This is a genomic window from Mesorhizobium australicum WSM2073 (genome assembly GCF_000230995.2).
Classification (GTDB): domain Bacteria; phylum Pseudomonadota; class Alphaproteobacteria; order Rhizobiales; family Rhizobiaceae; genus Mesorhizobium; species Mesorhizobium australicum.
Window position 1 is genome coordinate 5,140,077 of record NC_019973.1, and the last position, 16,714, is coordinate 5,156,790.

The window sequence follows — 16,714 nt, forward strand, 5'->3', positions numbered from 1 at the left end:
ATCCAAAGGCTCGGTGTCGGACGCGCTCGACCCCGCTGCCATCCAGGTCGCCAATCAGCCGGCTGCTGTTGTTGCTGTGGCAAACGCAAGCCAGGCGACGCAGTCCCTCGGCACGGGACCCACGAAAGTCGCCATGCTGCTGCCGCTGTCCGCTTCCGGATCAGCGGGCGAAAACGGCAAAAAGATGCTCGACGCCGCCAAGCTCGCCATGACGGACCTCGGTAATCCCCTGCTGACGCTTACCGTCGAGGACACAAGGGGAGACGCGGCTTACTCCCAGCAACTGGCGGTAAAGGCCATAACTTCGGGAGCGAAAGTGGTCATCGGTCCGACCGAACTGCCGGCGGCGCAGCATGTCGCGAAACTGTCGGGCTCGAACCGGCCGGTGGTTCTGGCTCTCGCGGACAATTTTGCCGGCGGCCCGGGCGTCTATGCGGTATGCCTTGGCGAGGCGGACAGCGCCGCGGCGGGCGCCGGCGCAATCGCGGCCAAGGGCGGTAAGAAATTCGTCCTCCTGGTGCCAGCGGGCGCGGGTGCCGATATTGCCGAAAAACACGTCGCCAACAGCCTCAGCGTGTACGGCGCCGCACTTGCGATCACCATCCCCTATACGAGCGCCGACAGCGCGGCAAAGGCGGTCGCGGACATGGGCTCGCTGGTTGACGCCCCCGACGCCGTGATCGTCGCCAGCGGCGACAGCAATCCATCGCCAATCCTGATCGCCCTGAAGGCAAAAGGCATCCCTGGAAAATCAACCTCCGTGGTTGGCACGAACCGCTGGCTGGAGCACCCGACCAGTCCGCTTTTCGAAGGCGCCTTTATCGCGACACTCGACCAACATGAAACAGGCCCCATTTCGGATCGTTTCAAGGCAAGCTTCAATTACCAGGCCGACGTCAATGTCGCTTATGCCTATGATATGGTCGCCCTTACTGCGGGGATCGCGAGCGCTGCCGGACCCAATGGCTTCAACAGGCAGGTTTTCGAGAACCCGAATGGCTTTCGCGGATCGACCGGCTTGTTCAGGTTCCGCGCGGATGGATCCAGCGAACGCTCAATGCCGCTTTACCGGATTGAAAAAGGTGCGCTCAAACTGGTTGCCAAATCGACGTCCAGCTTCTAGCGAATTGGACGCGGGCGGCCCGATGGGACATCGGGGGCGCGTTCGCATGATGATCGCGCTCGCGGGCCTCGAGCTTGTCATCGGCATCCTGCTGCTGGTCAAGGCAGCGACCCTGTTCCCCGTCGAACGAAGCCTCACCGACCCAGCCCCTGACGTCGGCGATGACGTCGCGCGACATCCGGCTCGATCGATCGTCAACTCAGCCCGCAAGATTGCCGAGGATCTCATCGCACCGCCGCAGATCGAGGGATCGGAGATGGAGCGGGTGGAACCTCGTTTGCCGCTTGGCGACCTCGGCCTCGCATCACGCCCCAAGTCATGGATGCCCAGGGATTGGCGGGAAACATTGCTTTACGATCCAGTGGCCACGTCGTCGGCTGGTTTCGACTCCATGGGGCGGAAACTGTTCATCAGTGGAACCCAGGGCGTCCAGACCGACAGGGTCTGCCTGTTTCACGAGAGCGCGTGGCCATGCGGACAGCGGGCCTACGCGGCTTTCAACAACTGGATGCGCGGGCGAGCGCTGAACTGCTTCGTGCCTCCGGTGGTCGACCGCTTCCCTGTCGCGGTGACATGCAGGCTGGGCAAACAGGATGTCGGTGCCTGGCTGGTATCGAATGGCTGGGCGCTGGCCTTGCCGAGCGGCATCTATGGCAAGGCCGAAGCAACAGCCAGGGCGGCGGAGATGGGAATCTTCGGCCCGCCATAGGCGACAGCACCGGATTCGCCACAAAGGGCAGCATCCTCCGTTCAGAAGCTTGGCGATCTAACCAACGTGTCAAATTGTATTGTTCTTCGAAACCGAAATCGTAACTTGCCGGTCTTATGCTTGGCGATCGAACGGAGATCGACGATGAGCAATGCAGCAGCTGATGTCCAGGTCCATCATGAATGGAAGACCATTGCCTGGCTGGCATTTCTTGGAACCGTCGGCAGCCTGTGCGTGTCCCTCGTCCTGAACTATCTGCTGTTGTTCAGCGAGGCGCTGACGCCTTTCGGGCGCGGCATGATCACGGCAACACTTTTGCCTGTGGTGATCTGCCTGCCGCTGTTTGTGTTCATAGGCCTGAAACTGGCCGAGATACGTCGCTATCGGCGGGAACTCAACCGGGCCGCGACCTTCGATACGCTGACCGGTTGCCTGAACGGGAGGGTCTTCACGTCGCTGATCGAGAGACGGGCGATCAGGTCTTCCCCACAAGGCGAGCGATCGGGCGCGTTCCTGGTCATTCATCCTGAACACCTGAACGCCATCAACTTGCGCTTCGGCCTGAACTGGGGCGACGAGGCCTTGCGCCTGATCGCTTCAACCATCCGGTCTTGCGTGCGCTCGCAAGACGTCGTCGGCCGCATAGGTGCCTCCATGTTCGGTGTGTTCCTTCCCGGAACGAGCGAGGCCGAAGCCAGGACGGTTGGCGAGCGTATCCGTGCCACTGTCTCGCAGGTCTATTTCGCCCCTCAGGGAGCCGAGGAGATCCTGGCCGTGTCCGTCGGGGGCGTGGTTTTCGAGCAGGACCTGGACTTCGAGGACATGTTCCGGCCTGCCGAAGAGAGCTTGTCGGGCAAAAGCGGTTTTGGACTGTCGCGTATTCAACGCGCTTCAATCTGACGAGCCCGCAGCATTCCGTCGCCAATAGGCGGAAGGCGTGCCCTGCCCGGCAAACGGGCGGGCACGCCTTGGGATCCCCTCGTGATCGCGAGACTGGCTCGTTGCTTTTCGAAGCCGGCTTATGCAATCGTGGCCATGGACGCCAGCCTGCCGCTTACACCCGGCATGCCACCTGACCAAGATCTCCGGACCCGACCTCGATGGCTGGTGTATCGACGGAACAGAATGAAATTTTACTCAGCCGCCGAGCGGATTGCCTTTATCGCCACGCTCATTGCGGTCCTGGTGCTCGCGTTGCTGCCGATATCTCGCCTCGACGAATTCGGCATCGATATCGGCTTCCACTACGACAAGGCAAACCATGCGAGCGCCTTCGCGATCCTGGCGTTTCTGGGAAGTCTGGGCTGGCCCGGCCGCAAGACGAGGCTGATCATCTTCCTCGCCCTGGTTGGAGCCGCGATCGAAATCCTCCAGGGCACGTCGCTGATAGAGCGTGATCTCGACGTGTTCGACTGGATCGCCGATTGCGTCGGCATGGCTTGCGGACTTCTGGCGGCAATCTGCGCGAACTGGATTTCGCGACGCATGAATTGAGATAGCCAAATCAGCAAGTTGGCCCTGAAGGTGAAGGTCTACCGCGAACTGCGCGATCGCGAGCGGGATCGTCGCGTGCCTGTGCTGAACATGGGCCCGCTCTATTTCCTCTGGGCCTCGGCCAAACACCAGTGCCACGGACACGATCAGAAAACCTAAGCGGTCCGCCGATGGCTGCCGGACGCTTCAACTCGCGATGGCGGTCGGACGCGTCAACTCGCCTCGCGCATCGCCTCTGCCGCCTGCAAATCGACAGAGACAAGCTGGCTGACGCCCTGCTCGGCCATGGTCACGCCGAACAGCCGGTCCATGCGGGCCATGGTGATGGGATTGTGGGTGATGATGACGAAACGCGTCTCGGTGGTCTTGGCCATCTCGTCCATGAGATTGCAGAAGCGCTCGACATTGTGATCGTCGAGCGGCGCATCGACTTCGTCGAGCACGCAGATCGGTGCCGGGTTGGTCAGGAAGACAGCGAAGATCAGCGACATCGCAGTCAGCGCCTGCTCGCCGCCCGACAGCAGCGTCATGGTCTGCGGCTTCTTGCCGGGCGGTCGGGCAAGAATCTCCAGGCCCGCCTCCAGCGGATCCTCGGATTCGATCAACTGCAATTCCGCCGTGCCGCCACCGAACAGATGCGAGAACAGTCGCTGAAAGTGGCTGTTGACGACATCGAAGGCGGCCAGCAGCCGTTCGCGGCCTTCACGATTGAGGCTCTGGATCGCTTGCCTGAGTTTGCGGATCGCTTCGATAATGTCCTCTCGCTCGGAAACGATCGCCTCCAGGCGCTCGGAAAGCTCCCTCTGCTCTTCCTCGGCGCGCAGATTGACGGCGCCGAGCCGCTCGCGCTCGACCTTCAGCCGATCCAACTGGCGTTCGATCTCGGGCATTTCGGGCATCGGATCGTCGGCTTCCAGGCCGGTGTGGCGAATGACCAGATGCGGCGGCGTGTTCAACGTTTCCTGGATGCGCGCCTCGACCTCCAGCCGGCGTTCGTCGGCCGCCGTCAGCCGTTCCTCGGCACGGGCGCGGGTTTCGCGCGCTTCGGCCAGCGACTGGATGGCGGATGTGGCCGCCTTGTCCAGTTCGGCCTGCCTGTTCTCCGCCTCCTGCAACCGGTCGGCTGCCGCCTTGCGCAAGGTTTCGGCCTCGGTGAGCTGCGACAGCAGCGCACGCCGCTTGGCGTCGATCTCGTCGGGCGCATCGGCCAGCCGTTCGCGCTCGGCTTCGGCCTCTGCCTTGCGTTCGGCAAGCGACGCGATCTGCGTCGAAGCGTTTTCGGCGCGCTCCAGCCAGTTGCTGCGTTCGGCACCTATGGCGTCAAGCCGGCGTGTGCGTGCCTCGGCTTCTCGCCGCAAGCCCTCGTGGACGGCGCGCGCGTCTGCAAGCGCGGCGCGGTCGCGCGAGACATTGGCCGAGGACTGTTCGAGCTGCAATTGCAGGTCGCCGAGGTCGGGCGCATCCTGCAGCAGCATCTCGGCCTCGACGAAAGCCGCTAACGTCTCCTCATGGCTGTCGACGATGCGGGCGCGCGCCTCGTCCAGCGCGGCACGCCGGCTCGATAGTTCACCGCCGGCCTTTTCCGCCTCGGCCAACGCATTGCGGGCGGCGTCCAGCCGGTGCTGGGCCTCACGTCCCGCCTGGCGCGTGTTGCGTTCGGCTTCGCTTGCCTGGCGGAGCGCCTGCTCGGCCTGCGCTAGCGCTTCCTCGGCCTGGCGCAGCACAAGCGTCGCTTGCACCGCTTCGGCATCGAGTTCCGCAAGCCGGTTCTTCTGTGCCAGCCTTTGTGCCGCGGCGGTCGGTGCATCGGCGCTGGCGGTCAGGCCGTCCCAGCGCCACAGCGCACCCTGGCGGCTGACCAGGCGCTGGCCTGGAGCCAGAAGCCCCTGCAACCGGCGGCCGTCAGCGGCCTCGACGATGCCGATCTGCGCAAGACGTCGGGCTAGTTGCGCCGGCGCGCGAACCACGCTGGCAAGGCTCTTGATCCCTTCCGGAAGCGCGGCATCGCCGGGCTGGATTTCGCTTTCGCCCCAATGCGCCGGTGCACTGCGGTCGAGCGGCACGTCGAGGTCTTCGCCAAGGGCGGCCCCCAGTGCCGTCTCGAAGCCGCGCTCGACGCTGATCTGCTCCAGCACCGAAGGGAAGAGATCGCCGCTGGCCGCGTTCAGGATCTTGGCCAGCGTGCGCGCTTCGGTCTCGATCCGCGCCAGCTCGGCCTTGGCGTCCTGAAGCGGCGGGCGGGCAGCGCTTTCAGCGCCACGGCCGTCGATGACCGACTGTTCAGCCTGCTCCACCGCTGCCTCGGACTCCTCCAGCAACGCCATCGCCTGCTCGACCAGTACCTGCTTCTCGGCCGGATCCGGCAAGCCGGCGACCTTAGAGAGGATGTCCGACAATTCGCGGTCGACGTCGGCGAGTTGGCGGGCGAAGCGGTCGCGACGCTCCGCGGTTTCGCGCAAAGTCCGTTCGATCTGGTGGCGCGAGGCGGCGGCCTCGGCGCGCTCGGCGGTCAGCGCGGCAAGTTTGGCTTCGCTTTGCGCAAGCGTCGAGGCGGCCTGTTCGAATACAGCGCGGGTGGTGGCCTCACGCTCGGCGGCACCGGCGTTTTCGGAGTTCAGCGTGGCCTCTTCCGCACGCAGGCGCTCGAGAACGTCGGCATTGTCGCGCACCATCCGCTCTTCGCGGGCAATGTCGCCGTCGAGCTGCTGCAGCCGACGTTCGAGTTCGGCCTGCCGGTTGCGGATACGGCCAGCTTCTTCCTCGATCTGCGACCTGGCGATCGACAGGCGCTGGAAAGCCGCGGCAGCCGCGGCTTCCGCGTCGCGCAGGTCAGGCAGGCGATGGGCGGAGATGCCTTGCTCCTTGGCCGCGTTCATCTGCGTGGCGGCGCGGTCGCCGACGAGCGCCGTTGCCGTGGCCAGCGCCGAACGCGCCTCGCCTTCCTGTGTCTTGGCCAGCGTCCAGCGCAGGTGCAAGAGCGTTGCTTCGGCCTTGCGGATGTCGGCCGACAGGTTCTTGAAGCGGGAAGCCTGGCGCGCCTGGCGCTTGAGGCTTTCGATCTGGCTTTCCAGTTCGCCCACGACATCGTCCAGGCGTTCGAGGTTCTGCTCGGCCGCCTTAAGCCGCAATTCCGCCTCGTGGCGACGGGTGTGCAGGCCGGAAATGCCGGCCGCTTCTTCGAGCAGGGCGCGACGGGCCTGCGGCTTGGCCTGGATCAGTTCGCCGATACGGCCTTGCCCGACCATCGAGGGCGAGCGCGCGCCGGTCGACTGGTCGGCGAACAGAAGCTGCACGTCCTTGGCGCGCGCTTCCTTGCCGTTGATGCGGTAGAGCGAGCCGGCCTCGCGCTCGATGCGGCGCGACACCTGCAGTTCGTCGGCATCGTTGAAGGCGGATGGAGCCGAGCGGTCGCTGTTGTCCAGGAAAAGCGTGACTTCGGCGGTGTTGCGGGCGGGACGGGTGCCCGAGCCGGAAAAGATGACGTCGTCCATGCCGGACGCGCGCATGTTCTTGTAGGAGCTTTCGCCCATCACCCAGCGCAGCGCCTCGACAAGGTTCGACTTGCCGCAGCCGTTCGGCCCGACAATGCCGGTCAGGCCGCGTTCGATGACGAACTCGCCGGGTTCGACGAAGGACTTGAAACCAAGGAGGCGGAGGCGCGAAAACTTCATTCGCGCGCCTCATACACCGGTTCGGCAAGAGTGTACTGAGGTTTTGCGATAGGGCGCAGAGCGCGCGAACGGATAGAGAGGCAAGCAGCGCCGGAGCGCTGCCGCTTCAGCACTGAGCCGATGTCAGAGCAGAGGGTCGATGATGGCCGACATTTCCTCAATCGACATCGCCCCTTTGTAGGTCTTACCGTTGATGAAGAAGGTCGGCGTCGAGTCGACCTTGAATTCATTGGCGCCGCGCTTCTGAACCGATCTCACATCGTCCAGAAGTTTCTGGTCGGTCAAGCAGGCCTCGAAGGACTCCTGTGTAAAACCGGCAAGCTTGGAAATTTGCAGCAGCGCTTCCTTGGTGTTCGACACGCCGACCCAGTTCGCCTGCTGCCTGAACAGCACGTCGACCATCGGGAAATAGTTATCCTTGGCGCAACGCGCCAGCATGAAACCGGCTTCGGCGCTCGGATCGAATGGGAATTCGCGCAGGATGTAGCGCGCCTTGCCGGTATCGATGTACTTGGCCTTCAAATCCGGAAAGGTGGTCTCGGCGAAATGCGCGCAGTGCGGGCAGGTCATCGAGGCGTATTCGACGATGGTGACCTTGGCGTCATCCTTGCCGAGCTGCTTGTCGGGCAGCGCGCCCGGCTTCATCAGTTCGGTCATGTCGACGGTGCCCTGCGCTTCCGGTACCTGGACCGCGGCGGGCGTGGCCGGCTTTGCGGGCGTTGCCGGATTCGCGGGCTTGACATCCGCGGCCTTCGCCTCTTCGCCGGAATCACTGCAGGCGGCGAGCAGGGCCACCGCCGGGATGGCGGCCAGCGATGTCAGGACGTTTCTGCGAGAGAAGCTTTGGCCAAACGGGGGACGGCTCATACGAATCACCTGATAAGGGTTGGATTTTGCAATGCAAAGGCACGAAAAGGCGAGAGTTGGCGCGAATTAAGGCATCCCTGTCCCCAATCCAATCGTGAAACCTGACAAGGGCGATCACGAATGCGCGAGATTAACGACAAACCTATGACCGTTTCCAATCAGAACCAAGGGGATCGTCTCCGTTTGGGCCGACCGGGGCAACTGTAACCGTTCCACTTCGCCCTTGGCCAGACGGCCTCGGGATAGTCCCTGGGGTCATTGCAGCCGTCTAGGCTTTCCTTGCGCCCAGAATGGTCGCCCCCAGCCGTTCCAGCGAGGCGCGCAGCCCGTCATCCTCTATAAGCCCGACAGTATCGGACAATTTCGCCTTTTCGGCCGCGCTCAACGCCCTGAGGGTGGGTTTGGGCCGGGCTCTTCCCGAGCTTATCGGCTTCTGCACGATCCTGATGCGGCCTATCGCCCTGAAACCCAGGAAGGCGTTCACCCGGTTGATGATCTCGCTGGTCTCGTGCTGCAGATGAAGCGCGGCCATGCCCTCGCAGGCGATGACCAATACGGCCGGCTCGAACGGATCATCCTCGTGCAGGCGGCGCGGCCACTGGATCTTTTCGGGCCGCGAGTGGATGGCCAGGCGCGGTCCGGCAATCTCTTCCCACGACTGGACCAGACCGATCGAGATGCCTGCCCGCTTGCGCAGCACCGGGTCGAGGATGTCGGTGGCGAGATCGCTCACCGGAACGGGATTGCCGAAGCGCCTTTTCCCTGCCATGTGCGTTCTCCAGCCACGACCCAGCAGATACCGGCCAGGCCAACGCAAGATCAATGGCACCTGCAGACCAGACCCGCAAGGCCCAGACCAGCAAGGCCATCTCGGACGATACGGCGTCGCGCCTGCTCGCCTGGTATGACGCGCATCATCGCGAATTGCCGTGGCGCGTGACGCCGCGCGAGCATGCACGCGGTGTGCGGCCCGATCCCTACCGTATCTGGCTGTCGGAGGTGATGCTGCAGCAGACCACCGTCGAAGCGGTGAAATCGTATTTCCTCGCCTTTGTCGAGAAATGGCCCGATGTCGAAGCGCTGGCCGCGGCGCCGACGGAGGATGTGATGAAAGCCTGGGCGGGGCTCGGCTACTACTCCCGCGCCCGCAACCTCAAGGCCTGCGCCGATCTGGTGGCGGCACGCGGCGGGCGGTTTCCGGACACCGAGATCGGACTTCGAGAATTGCCGGGGATCGGCGCCTATACATCGGCGGCAATAACGGCCATCGCCTTCGACCGCCACGCCGCCGTCGTCGACGGCAATGTCGAACGCGTCATCTCACGGCTGTTTTCGATCACGACGCCGCTCAGCGAAGCCAAGGCCGAGATACGGGTCCATGTCGAGCGCATGATGCCGGCGACAAGGCCCGGCGACTTTGCCCAGGCGATGATGGATCTCGGCGCCACGATATGCACTCCGCGCCGGCCGCGCTGCATGCTGTGCCCGCTGCGCGAGGACTGCAGCGCCGTTGTTTCAGGAGATCCCGAAAATTTCCCGGTGCGGCTGCCGAAGGCCGACAAGCCGCTGCGGCGGGGGGCTGCTTTCGTTGCCATGCGCGACGACGGTGCCATTCTTTTGCGCAAGCGGCCTGAGAAAGGGCTGCTCGGCGGCATGACGGAAGTGCCGACCACCGCCTGGACGGCGCGGGTGGACGGAGCCACCACAGAGGCGGCAGCGCCCTTTACCGGCGACTGGCGGCGCGCCGGGACAATCGCGCATGTGTTCACCCATTTCGCGCTCGAACTCGAAGTCTTTTGCGCCCACATCAAAGGTGATGCCCTGGCAGGGTATTTCTGGTCGCCCGCCCATGAGATTTCAGGCCAGGCGCTGCCCACCGTCATGAAAAAGGCAATCGAGGCTGCGATACCCGGCGCGACGAAAAAACCGTCGCCATTGAGTGCAAAGAGGCCCCATGACTGAAATCCGCCACATCGTTTTCGACATCGGCAAGGTGCTGATCCATTACGATCCGAACATTCCCTTCAGCCGCCTCATTCCCGACGACGAAGAGAGAAAGTGGTTCTTCGACAATATCTGCACGCATGACTGGAACATAGAGCAGGATCGCGGCCGGACGTGGGAAGAGGCCGAAGCGCTGCTGATCGCGGAGCACCCCGAGCACGCCGAAAACATCCGCAATTTCCGTCGCCACTGGCACGAGATGGTGCCGCATGCCTATGACGACAGTGTCACCATCATGCTCGGCCTGATCGACAGCGGCCACGATGTGACGATGCTGACCAACTTTGCTTCCGACACGCTGGCCGAAGCGCGCGAACGCTTCGATTTCCTCGATCGTCCGCGCGGCGTCACCATCTCAGGCGAGATCGGCAAGATCAAACCGGATCGTGGCATCTACGACCATCACGTGGCCGCGTTCGACCTCGAGCCGTCGGCGACGCTGTTCATCGATGACAGCCAGAAAAATGTCGACGGCGCCAAGGCCGCCGGCTGGCAAGCGGTGCTGTTCACCGATGCCAGCACGCTTAAAGCAGACCTTGAGCGATTGGGGATCAGAGTGTGATCTCCATCGCTTGCGGCGATCCGGTGAGACTTTGAATCACCAAATATGAGGCAGGCTGCAGGACTCAGGCCCCTGCCCTTTCCATGCCAAGCCGGGCGATGCGGCGCAGTTCGTCGATGGGGGTAAGCCCGCCGCTGCGCTCATAATGCCAGAAGGTCCAGCCGTTGCAGGCGTCCAATCCCTGCACCTCGGCGCCGATCTTGTGGATCGAGCCGGCGCTGTCGCCGATCGCGACGGTCCCATCGGCGCGAACCTTGGCGGCCCAGCGCTTCTTGGCGTCATAGAGCGTGGCGCCGGGCGTCATCAGCCCGGTGTCGATCAGGCTGACGAAGGCGACGCGCGGCTCCGCGCGCTTGCCGGTGAGCACGGTGAGATCCGCCTCGTCGAGTGGCCGCACCGCGTCGATGCGCTCATTGGCGGCGTCGATATAGGCCTGCTCGCGCTCGATGCCGACGAAGTGACGGCCGAGGCGCTTGGCAACCGCGCCTGTCGTACCGGAGCCGAAGAACGGGTCGAGCACGACGTCACCCGGCTTGGTCGAGGCCATCATGATACGGGCAAGCAGCGCCTCGGGCTTTTGAGTCGGATGCAGCTTGTCGCCATTCTCATTCTTCAGGCGCTCGCCGCCGGTGCAGATCGGGAACAGCCAGTCGGAGCGCATCTGGATATCGTCGTTCGACGCCTTCAGCGCTTCGTAGTTGAAGGTATAGCCCTTGCCCTTCTGGTCACGCGAAGCCCAGATCATCGTCTCATGCGCGTTCTGGAAGCGGCGGCCGCGAAAATTCGGCATCGGATTGGTCTTGCGCCAGACCACGTCGTTGAGAATCCAGAAGCCGAGATCCTGCATCTTGGCCCCGACGCGGAAGATGTTGTGATAGGAGCCAATGACCCAGATGGTGCCGTTGGGCTTCAGCACGCGGCGTGCCGCCAGCAGCCAGGCGCGGGTGAAAGCGTCATAGGCTTCGAAGCTCTCGAACTGGTCCCAGTCGTCGTCGACCGCATCGACCTTGGACTGGTCGGGACGGTGCAGGTCGCCGTCGAGCTGCAGATTGTAGGGCGGATCGGCGAAGATAACGTCGATCGACTTTTCCGGCAGGCGGTCAAGCGCCGCGACGCAGTCGCCTTTCAGGATCGTGTCCAGCCATTCGGATTGCTGGGGAGCGTGGGAGAGCTCGTCGAGAAGACGCACGGCTGACATTTTTACACCCAAGGCACGCGTTACTGTTTACTGCCCGTTATGGTTACCGATCAGCGTAAATATTCGGTGAAGCTTTATCGATGCCGTGGAGGAGTTTGCGAAGCCGTGTCCATTGGTGTATGCCGCGCCGCTTGAGCCCTGAGCGGCCATTCCTCCACCCTCCATCGTCCGGATCACCATGCCCCAGCCAGATCTTGTCATCTTCGATTGCGACGGCGTGCTCGTCGATTCCGAAATCATCGCCGCGCGGGTCGAAGCTGAACTGATAACCCTGGCCGGATACGAAATCTCGGCGGAGGAGATTGCCGAGACCTATGCCGGCCTGACCTTCAAGGACATACTGATACGAATCGAGGAGAAGTCCAAAATCCCGTTCCAGGTGTCGCTGATCGATCGCGCCGAGGAACTGGTCGACCGCAAACTGCGCAGCGACGTGCGCGCCATCGAAGGCGTGCGCGAAGCGGTCGCCTCGGTCACGTCGCAACGCTGCATCTGCTCCAACTCACGTTCGGAGCGGATCGAGTTCATGCTGGAGAAGGTGCATCTGTTGCCGTTCTTCGCCGGGCGCATCTTCTCGGCGATGGAAACGCCGACCGGAAAGACCAAGCCGGCTCCAGACGTGTTCCTGCATGCCGCCGAAAAGCTCGGCGTCAACCCGGCGAACACCTTCGTCATCGAGGATTCCGTGCACGGCGTCACCGGCGCCAAGGCCGCCGGCATGCGCGTGATCGGCTTTACGGGCGCCAGCCACAGCTATCCCGGCCATGCCGACGCCTTGACAGAGGCCGGTGCCGAGACGGTGATCCGCCGCTGGGCGGAACTGAAGAGTGTCATTGCCGCTCTGTCGGAGTGGTCGGCGGATGCCTGAGATGCGTGCGTCCGGCTGGAGGCACGCCAGGCCGACAGCCGCCTAGTTCGTCGCGGCCGTCTTCTTCCTGTGGGTCTTCTTCCTCGGCTTGTCGGTCGTCGCCTTCGGCGCGGTTTCGTCGTAACCGGCATAGGCTTGATAGTCCTGCGCCGTCGGCGCCGGTACGACGACATTGGAATCGGTGAAGACAAACTGGGTGGCGACCGAGGGATCGGTCACCTGAACCTGATAGTGATGTATCTGCGAATAAAGCACGTCGGTGCCGTGCATGACCGCGGTGCGGATCGGCATGGTGATGGTGCCTGGCGTGAATTTCGGCCCTGGCACGATCTTGCCGGCAACCGCGATCTTCATCGTCAGTTGTCCGTCGGCACGGCTGCAATCGCGGGTCACGTCGCTGATCGACGCCTGATAAATGATCCTCGCCGAATCGTCGGGCGGCGTAGCAGCAGCGGCGTCAGCGGCGGCCTGGGCCGCGGCATCCGCAGCGGCATCGCCGGTCTTCTTGAGCTTCGGCTTGGGCTTCTGCACCTCGTTGACATAGGTATTGAAGAAGGCCGTGCCGTCGCGCACCGTCACCCTTGGGCAATAGGCGTTCAGCTGGCTGGCCAGCACCTTGGGGTCCTGCGGCGGGGGTGGCGCCGTCGGATCCTTCTTGCCGAAACCGAGGTTCAGGATGCCATTGTCGCCTGATTGGCAGCCCGCGGCGGCAAGCATAAAGCCCGTGAGCGCAAGACCCGCCAAAAAGCGACCACTTGATATACGAAACGCCATGAAACTGCACTTCCCTCTCGCAAAGCTGGTGACGTATATCAACCGCGCGGCAAAAATGCGACTAGAGCCGGTGCAGAAATTAACCACCTTGTGGTGAACGGAAAAACAGGCGGCAAACGGATCTGTGACATGCATTATGTGAGCACCCGCGGTGAAGCGCCCGCGCTTGGATTTTCCGACGCCATCCTGGCGGGCCTGGCGCGCGATGGCGGCCTCTACGTGCCGCGCGAATGGCCGCATTTCTCGCCATCCGAGATCCGAGCCATGCGCGGCCTCGCCTATCCCGACCTGGCCATACGCGTGCTGATGCCGTTCCTGGGCGGCGAGATCGCCGCGCCGGTCTTCGAGCGCCTGGTCCGCGAAGCCTATGCCACCTTCCGCCATGAGGCCGTCTGCCCGCTGGTGCAGACCGGCGCCAACACTTTTGTCCTCGAACTCTTTCATGGGCCGACACTGGCGTTCAAGGACGTGGCGATGCAGTTGCTTGCCCGGCTGATGGACCATGTGCTTGCCGAACGCGACCAGCACGCCACCATCGTCGGCGCCACGTCGGGCGATACCGGTGGCGCGGCCATAGACGCCTTTGCCGGGCGCAGCCGCACCGACATCTTCATCCTTTTTCCGCATGGTCGCGTCTCGCCGGTGCAGCAGCGGCAGATGACGACGTCGAAGGCTGAAAATGTCCATGCGCTGGCGATCGAGGGCAATTTCGACGACTGTCAGGGCCTGCTGAAGGACATGTTCAACGATCACGGCTTCCGCGACCAGGTGTCGCTGTCGGGGGTCAATTCGATCAACTGGGCACGCATCATGGCCCAGATCGTCTATTATTTCTCCTCGGCATTGTCGCTCGGCGCGCCGGACAGGCCGGTCTCGTTCACCGTGCCGACCGGGAATTTCGGCGATATCTTCGCCGGCTACGCCGCCAAGAAGATGGGCCTGCCGATCGACCGGCTGGTCATCGCCACCAACGACAACGACATATTGGCACGCACCTTCGCGACCGGCGAATACCGGACCAAAGGGGTCTTTGCGACCACCTCGCCGTCGATGGACATCCAGGTTTCGTCGAACTTCGAACGTCTGCTTTTCGAGGCGTCAAACCGCGACGCCGCAACGGTGCGGCGCTACATGGCCGGCCTCAAACAATCGAGCGCCTTCACCATCGAAGCCGCGGAAATCGCCGGTATGCGAACCGAATTCGACGCCGGCCGCGCAGATATGGACGAGGTTGCCGCCACCATCCGCTCGACGCTGGCAAACAGCAACTATCTGCTCGATCCACATACGGCGGCAGCCATGCATGTGGCGGCGGCCAGGGCTGCGGGCGCCGTGCCGATGGTGGTGCTCGGCACCGCCCATCCGGCGAAATTCCCGGCCGCCGTCGAAGCCGCCAGCGGTGTCTCGCCCGCCCTGCCCGCATGGCTAGGGGGATTGATGACATTCGAGGAAAAATACACGGTACTTCCATCCGACCTCAAAATGGTGGAAGATTACGTCAGTCGCCGCGCGCGGGCGGCGCGTTAGGGAGTACGAGCCATATGGGTGTTGAGGTAAGCCGTCTGTCGAACGGCCTGACAGTCGCCACCGAAACCCTTCCAAGTATCGAATCGGTTGCCTTGGGTGCCTGGGTCAAGTCGGGTGCCCGCAATGAACGCGAAGACGAGCACGGCATGGCCCATCTGCTCGAGCACATGGCGTTCAAGGGGACGAAGCGGCGAAGCGCCTTCGAGATCGCCTCGGAAATCGAGGACGTCGGCGGCGAGATCAATGCGGCCACCAGCGTCGAGACCACATCCTACTACGCCAGGGTGCTCTCCGACGATGTGCCGCTGGCCGTCGATATCCTGTCCGACATCCTGCAGGAGTCCGAATTCGACCCGCAGGAACTTGAGCGCGAGCAGCACGTCATCCTGCAGGAGATCGGCGCCGCGCACGACACGCCCGACGACATCGTCTTCGACCGTTTCACCGAGACGGCCTTTCGCCACCAGACCATCGGCCGCTCGATCCTGGGTACGCCCGAAACGGTAAAATCCTTCACCTCCAAGCAGTTGCACGATTTCATAGAACGCCAGTATGGCGCCGAGCGCATGGTGATCGTGGCCGCAGGCGACATCAAGCACGACAAGTTCGTGCGCGAGGTCGAAAACCGGCTCGGCGGTTTCCGCAGCAAGGCCGACAGCACCATCCCGCAATACGCGCAATATGTCGGCGGCGACTTCCGCGAGGACCGCGACCTGATGGACGCGCAGATCGTGCTGGGCTTCGAGGGCCGCGCCTACCATGTGCGGGATTTCTACGCCTCGCAGGTGCTGTCGATGATCCTCGGCGGCGGCATGTCATCGCGCCTGTTCCAGGAGGTCCGCGAAAAACGCGGCCTCTGTTACTCGGTCTACGCCTTCCACTGGGGCTTTTCCGATACGGGCATATTCGGCGTTCACGCCGCGACGGGCCAAAGCGACATCGCCAAGCTGGTGCCTGTCATCATCGACGAGTTGCAGAAGGCCGGCGAGAGCATCCTGCAGGAAGAGCTCGACCGTGCGCGCGCCCAATATCGGGCCGGCCTGATCATGTCGGCCGAAAGCCCGGCCAGCCGCGCCTCGCAGATCGCGCGGCAACTACTCCTTTTCGGCAGGCCGATCGCGAAGGAAGAGCTGATGGAGCGCCTGGCGGCGCTGACGATCGAGCGCCTTACCGACCTGTCGTCGCGGATGTTCTCGACCAAGCCGACGCTTACCGCTGTCGGGCCCGTGGGTACGCTGGCACCATACGAGGCGGTCCTCGATTCGCTTCCGGGCACGCAGACCACGGCCCGCAGGCTCGCCGTCTAAGTCCCAAGCGCCGTGTTCGCGCTCCCTTTCTTTCGCCGTGACCTGCCGGCACTGAAGGGCAACCTCGTCACGCTGCGCGTGCCGTTCGCCAACGACTACCGCGAGTGGTCGGCGGTGCGCGGCGAAAGCCGGGCGTTCCTGGAGCCATGGGAGCCGCGCTGGAGCCCGGACGAACTCGACCGCACGGCATGGCGCCTGCGCATCAGCCGCTATCGCGAGGACTACGCACAGGGAACCGCGATCGCCTTCTTCATCTTCGAGAAGTCGAGCGGCAAGCTCGCGGGCGGCATTACGCTCGGCAACATACGCCACGGCGTCTCGCAAAGCGGCCATGTCGGCTACTGGATCGGCGAGCGCTTCGGCGGCCGCGGCCTGATGACAGACGCGGTCAAGGTGGTGGCCCGCTTCGCCTTCGATACGCTGAGGTTGCACCGGATCGAAGCCGCCTGTATTCCCGACAATATCAGGTCGATCCGCGTGCTTGAAAAAGCCGGATTCCGGCGCGAAGGACTTCTGCGATCCTATCTCAGGATCAACGGCATCTGGCAGGATCACTACCTCTACGCCCGGATCGCCGACGATCCGCCGGGCGCTGGAACGAAGGACTGAT

General features: G+C 63.4%; 15 protein-coding genes. 10 read left to right on the forward strand and 5 right to left on the reverse strand.

Going from position 1 to position 16,714, the window contains the following annotated elements; translation table 11 throughout:
* The first annotated feature begins 13 nt into the window (after positions 1 to 13).
* The 4 genes from MESAU_RS24760 (at position 14) to MESAU_RS24775 (ending at position 3,326) form a co-directional block, all read left to right on the forward strand.
* Positions 14 to 1,123 (forward strand): type 1 periplasmic-binding domain-containing protein, encoded by a 1,110-nt coding sequence (locus MESAU_RS24760; RefSeq protein ID WP_245262899.1) that lies wholly within the window; start codon positions 14 to 16, stop codon positions 1,121 to 1,123.
* Between the two features lie 46 nt (positions 1,124 to 1,169).
* Positions 1,170 to 1,832: a thermonuclease family protein gene (locus MESAU_RS24765; RefSeq protein ID WP_015318763.1), complete on the forward strand. Its 663-nt coding sequence runs from the start codon at positions 1,170 to 1,172 to the stop codon at positions 1,830 to 1,832.
* Positions 1,833 to 1,898: 66 nt separating this feature from the next.
* On the forward strand, positions 1,899 to 2,732 hold the full coding sequence (locus MESAU_RS24770; RefSeq protein ID WP_245262900.1) for a GGDEF domain-containing protein: 834 nt from the start codon (positions 1,899 to 1,901) through the stop codon (positions 2,730 to 2,732).
* Between the two features lie 225 nt (positions 2,733 to 2,957).
* Positions 2,958 to 3,326 (forward strand): VanZ family protein, encoded by a 369-nt coding sequence (locus tag MESAU_RS24775; RefSeq protein WP_015318765.1) that lies wholly within the window; start codon positions 2,958 to 2,960, stop codon positions 3,324 to 3,326.
* 212 nt (positions 3,327 to 3,538) lie between these two features.
* Here the strand turns inward: MESAU_RS24775 and smc are convergent, their stop codons facing one another.
* The 3 genes from smc to MESAU_RS24790 form a co-directional block, all read right to left on the reverse strand.
* Positions 3,539 to 6,997 (reverse strand): chromosome segregation protein SMC, encoded by a 3,459-nt coding sequence (gene smc, locus MESAU_RS24780; RefSeq protein ID WP_015318766.1) that lies wholly within the window; start codon positions 6,995 to 6,997, stop codon positions 3,539 to 3,541.
* Between the two features lie 123 nt (positions 6,998 to 7,120).
* Positions 7,121 to 7,864, reverse strand: a complete 744-nt coding sequence (locus MESAU_RS24785) for a DsbA family protein (RefSeq protein WP_015318767.1) — start codon at positions 7,862 to 7,864, stop codon at positions 7,121 to 7,123.
* Between the two features lie 268 nt (positions 7,865 to 8,132).
* Entirely contained in the window at positions 8,133 to 8,633 is a 501-nt protein-coding gene (locus MESAU_RS24790) for a DUF721 domain-containing protein (RefSeq protein WP_015318768.1), read from the reverse strand.
* A gap of 53 nt (positions 8,634 to 8,686) precedes the next feature.
* On the opposite strand from MESAU_RS24790, the gene mutY reads away from it, so the two are divergent.
* Positions 8,687 to 9,826, forward strand: coding sequence for an A/G-specific adenine glycosylase (gene mutY / locus MESAU_RS24795; protein ID WP_015318769.1), 1,140 nt, complete (start codon positions 8,687 to 8,689; stop codon positions 9,824 to 9,826).
* On the forward strand, positions 9,819 to 10,430 hold the full coding sequence (locus MESAU_RS24800; RefSeq protein WP_015318770.1) for an HAD family hydrolase: 612 nt from the start codon (positions 9,819 to 9,821) through the stop codon (positions 10,428 to 10,430). The genes mutY and MESAU_RS24800 overlap by 8 nt, the downstream gene beginning before the upstream one ends.
* A 64-nt stretch (positions 10,431 to 10,494) precedes the next feature.
* On the opposite strand, the gene MESAU_RS24805 is transcribed toward MESAU_RS24800, so the two are convergent.
* Positions 10,495 to 11,628 (reverse strand): site-specific DNA-methyltransferase, encoded by a 1,134-nt coding sequence (locus MESAU_RS24805; protein WP_015318771.1) that lies wholly within the window; start codon positions 11,626 to 11,628, stop codon positions 10,495 to 10,497.
* Positions 11,629 to 11,806: 178 nt separating this feature from the next.
* On the opposite strand from MESAU_RS24805, the gene MESAU_RS24810 reads away from it, so the two are divergent.
* Positions 11,807 to 12,496 carry an HAD family hydrolase gene (locus MESAU_RS24810; protein ID WP_015318772.1) on the forward strand — a complete coding sequence of 230 codons (690 nt, stop codon included), beginning with the start codon at positions 11,807 to 11,809 and terminating at the stop codon, positions 12,494 to 12,496.
* Between the two features lie 42 nt (positions 12,497 to 12,538).
* Here MESAU_RS24810 and MESAU_RS24815 read toward each other — a convergent pair whose 3' ends face one another.
* Complete coding sequence (locus MESAU_RS24815) at positions 12,539 to 13,270, reverse strand: hypothetical protein (RefSeq protein WP_041163504.1); 732 nt, start codon at positions 13,268 to 13,270, stop codon at positions 12,539 to 12,541.
* A gap of 129 nt (positions 13,271 to 13,399) precedes the next feature.
* On the opposite strand from MESAU_RS24815, the gene thrC reads away from it, so the two are divergent.
* The 3 genes from thrC to MESAU_RS24830 are packed head-to-tail and all read left to right on the forward strand — an operon-like array spanning position 13,400 to position 16,713.
* Complete coding sequence (gene thrC / locus MESAU_RS24820) at positions 13,400 to 14,797, forward strand: threonine synthase (RefSeq protein ID WP_015318774.1); 1,398 nt, start codon at positions 13,400 to 13,402, stop codon at positions 14,795 to 14,797.
* 14 nt (positions 14,798 to 14,811) lie between these two features.
* The gene (locus MESAU_RS24825) at positions 14,812 to 16,104 is read left to right on the forward strand and encodes a M16 family metallopeptidase (protein WP_015318775.1); all 1,293 of its coding nucleotides are present in this window, start codon (positions 14,812 to 14,814) and stop codon (positions 16,102 to 16,104) included.
* 12 nt (positions 16,105 to 16,116) lie between these two features.
* Entirely contained in the window at positions 16,117 to 16,713 is a 597-nt protein-coding gene (locus tag MESAU_RS24830; RefSeq protein ID WP_015318776.1) for a GNAT family N-acetyltransferase, read from the forward strand.
* The last annotated feature ends 1 nt before the right edge of the window (position 16,714 follow it).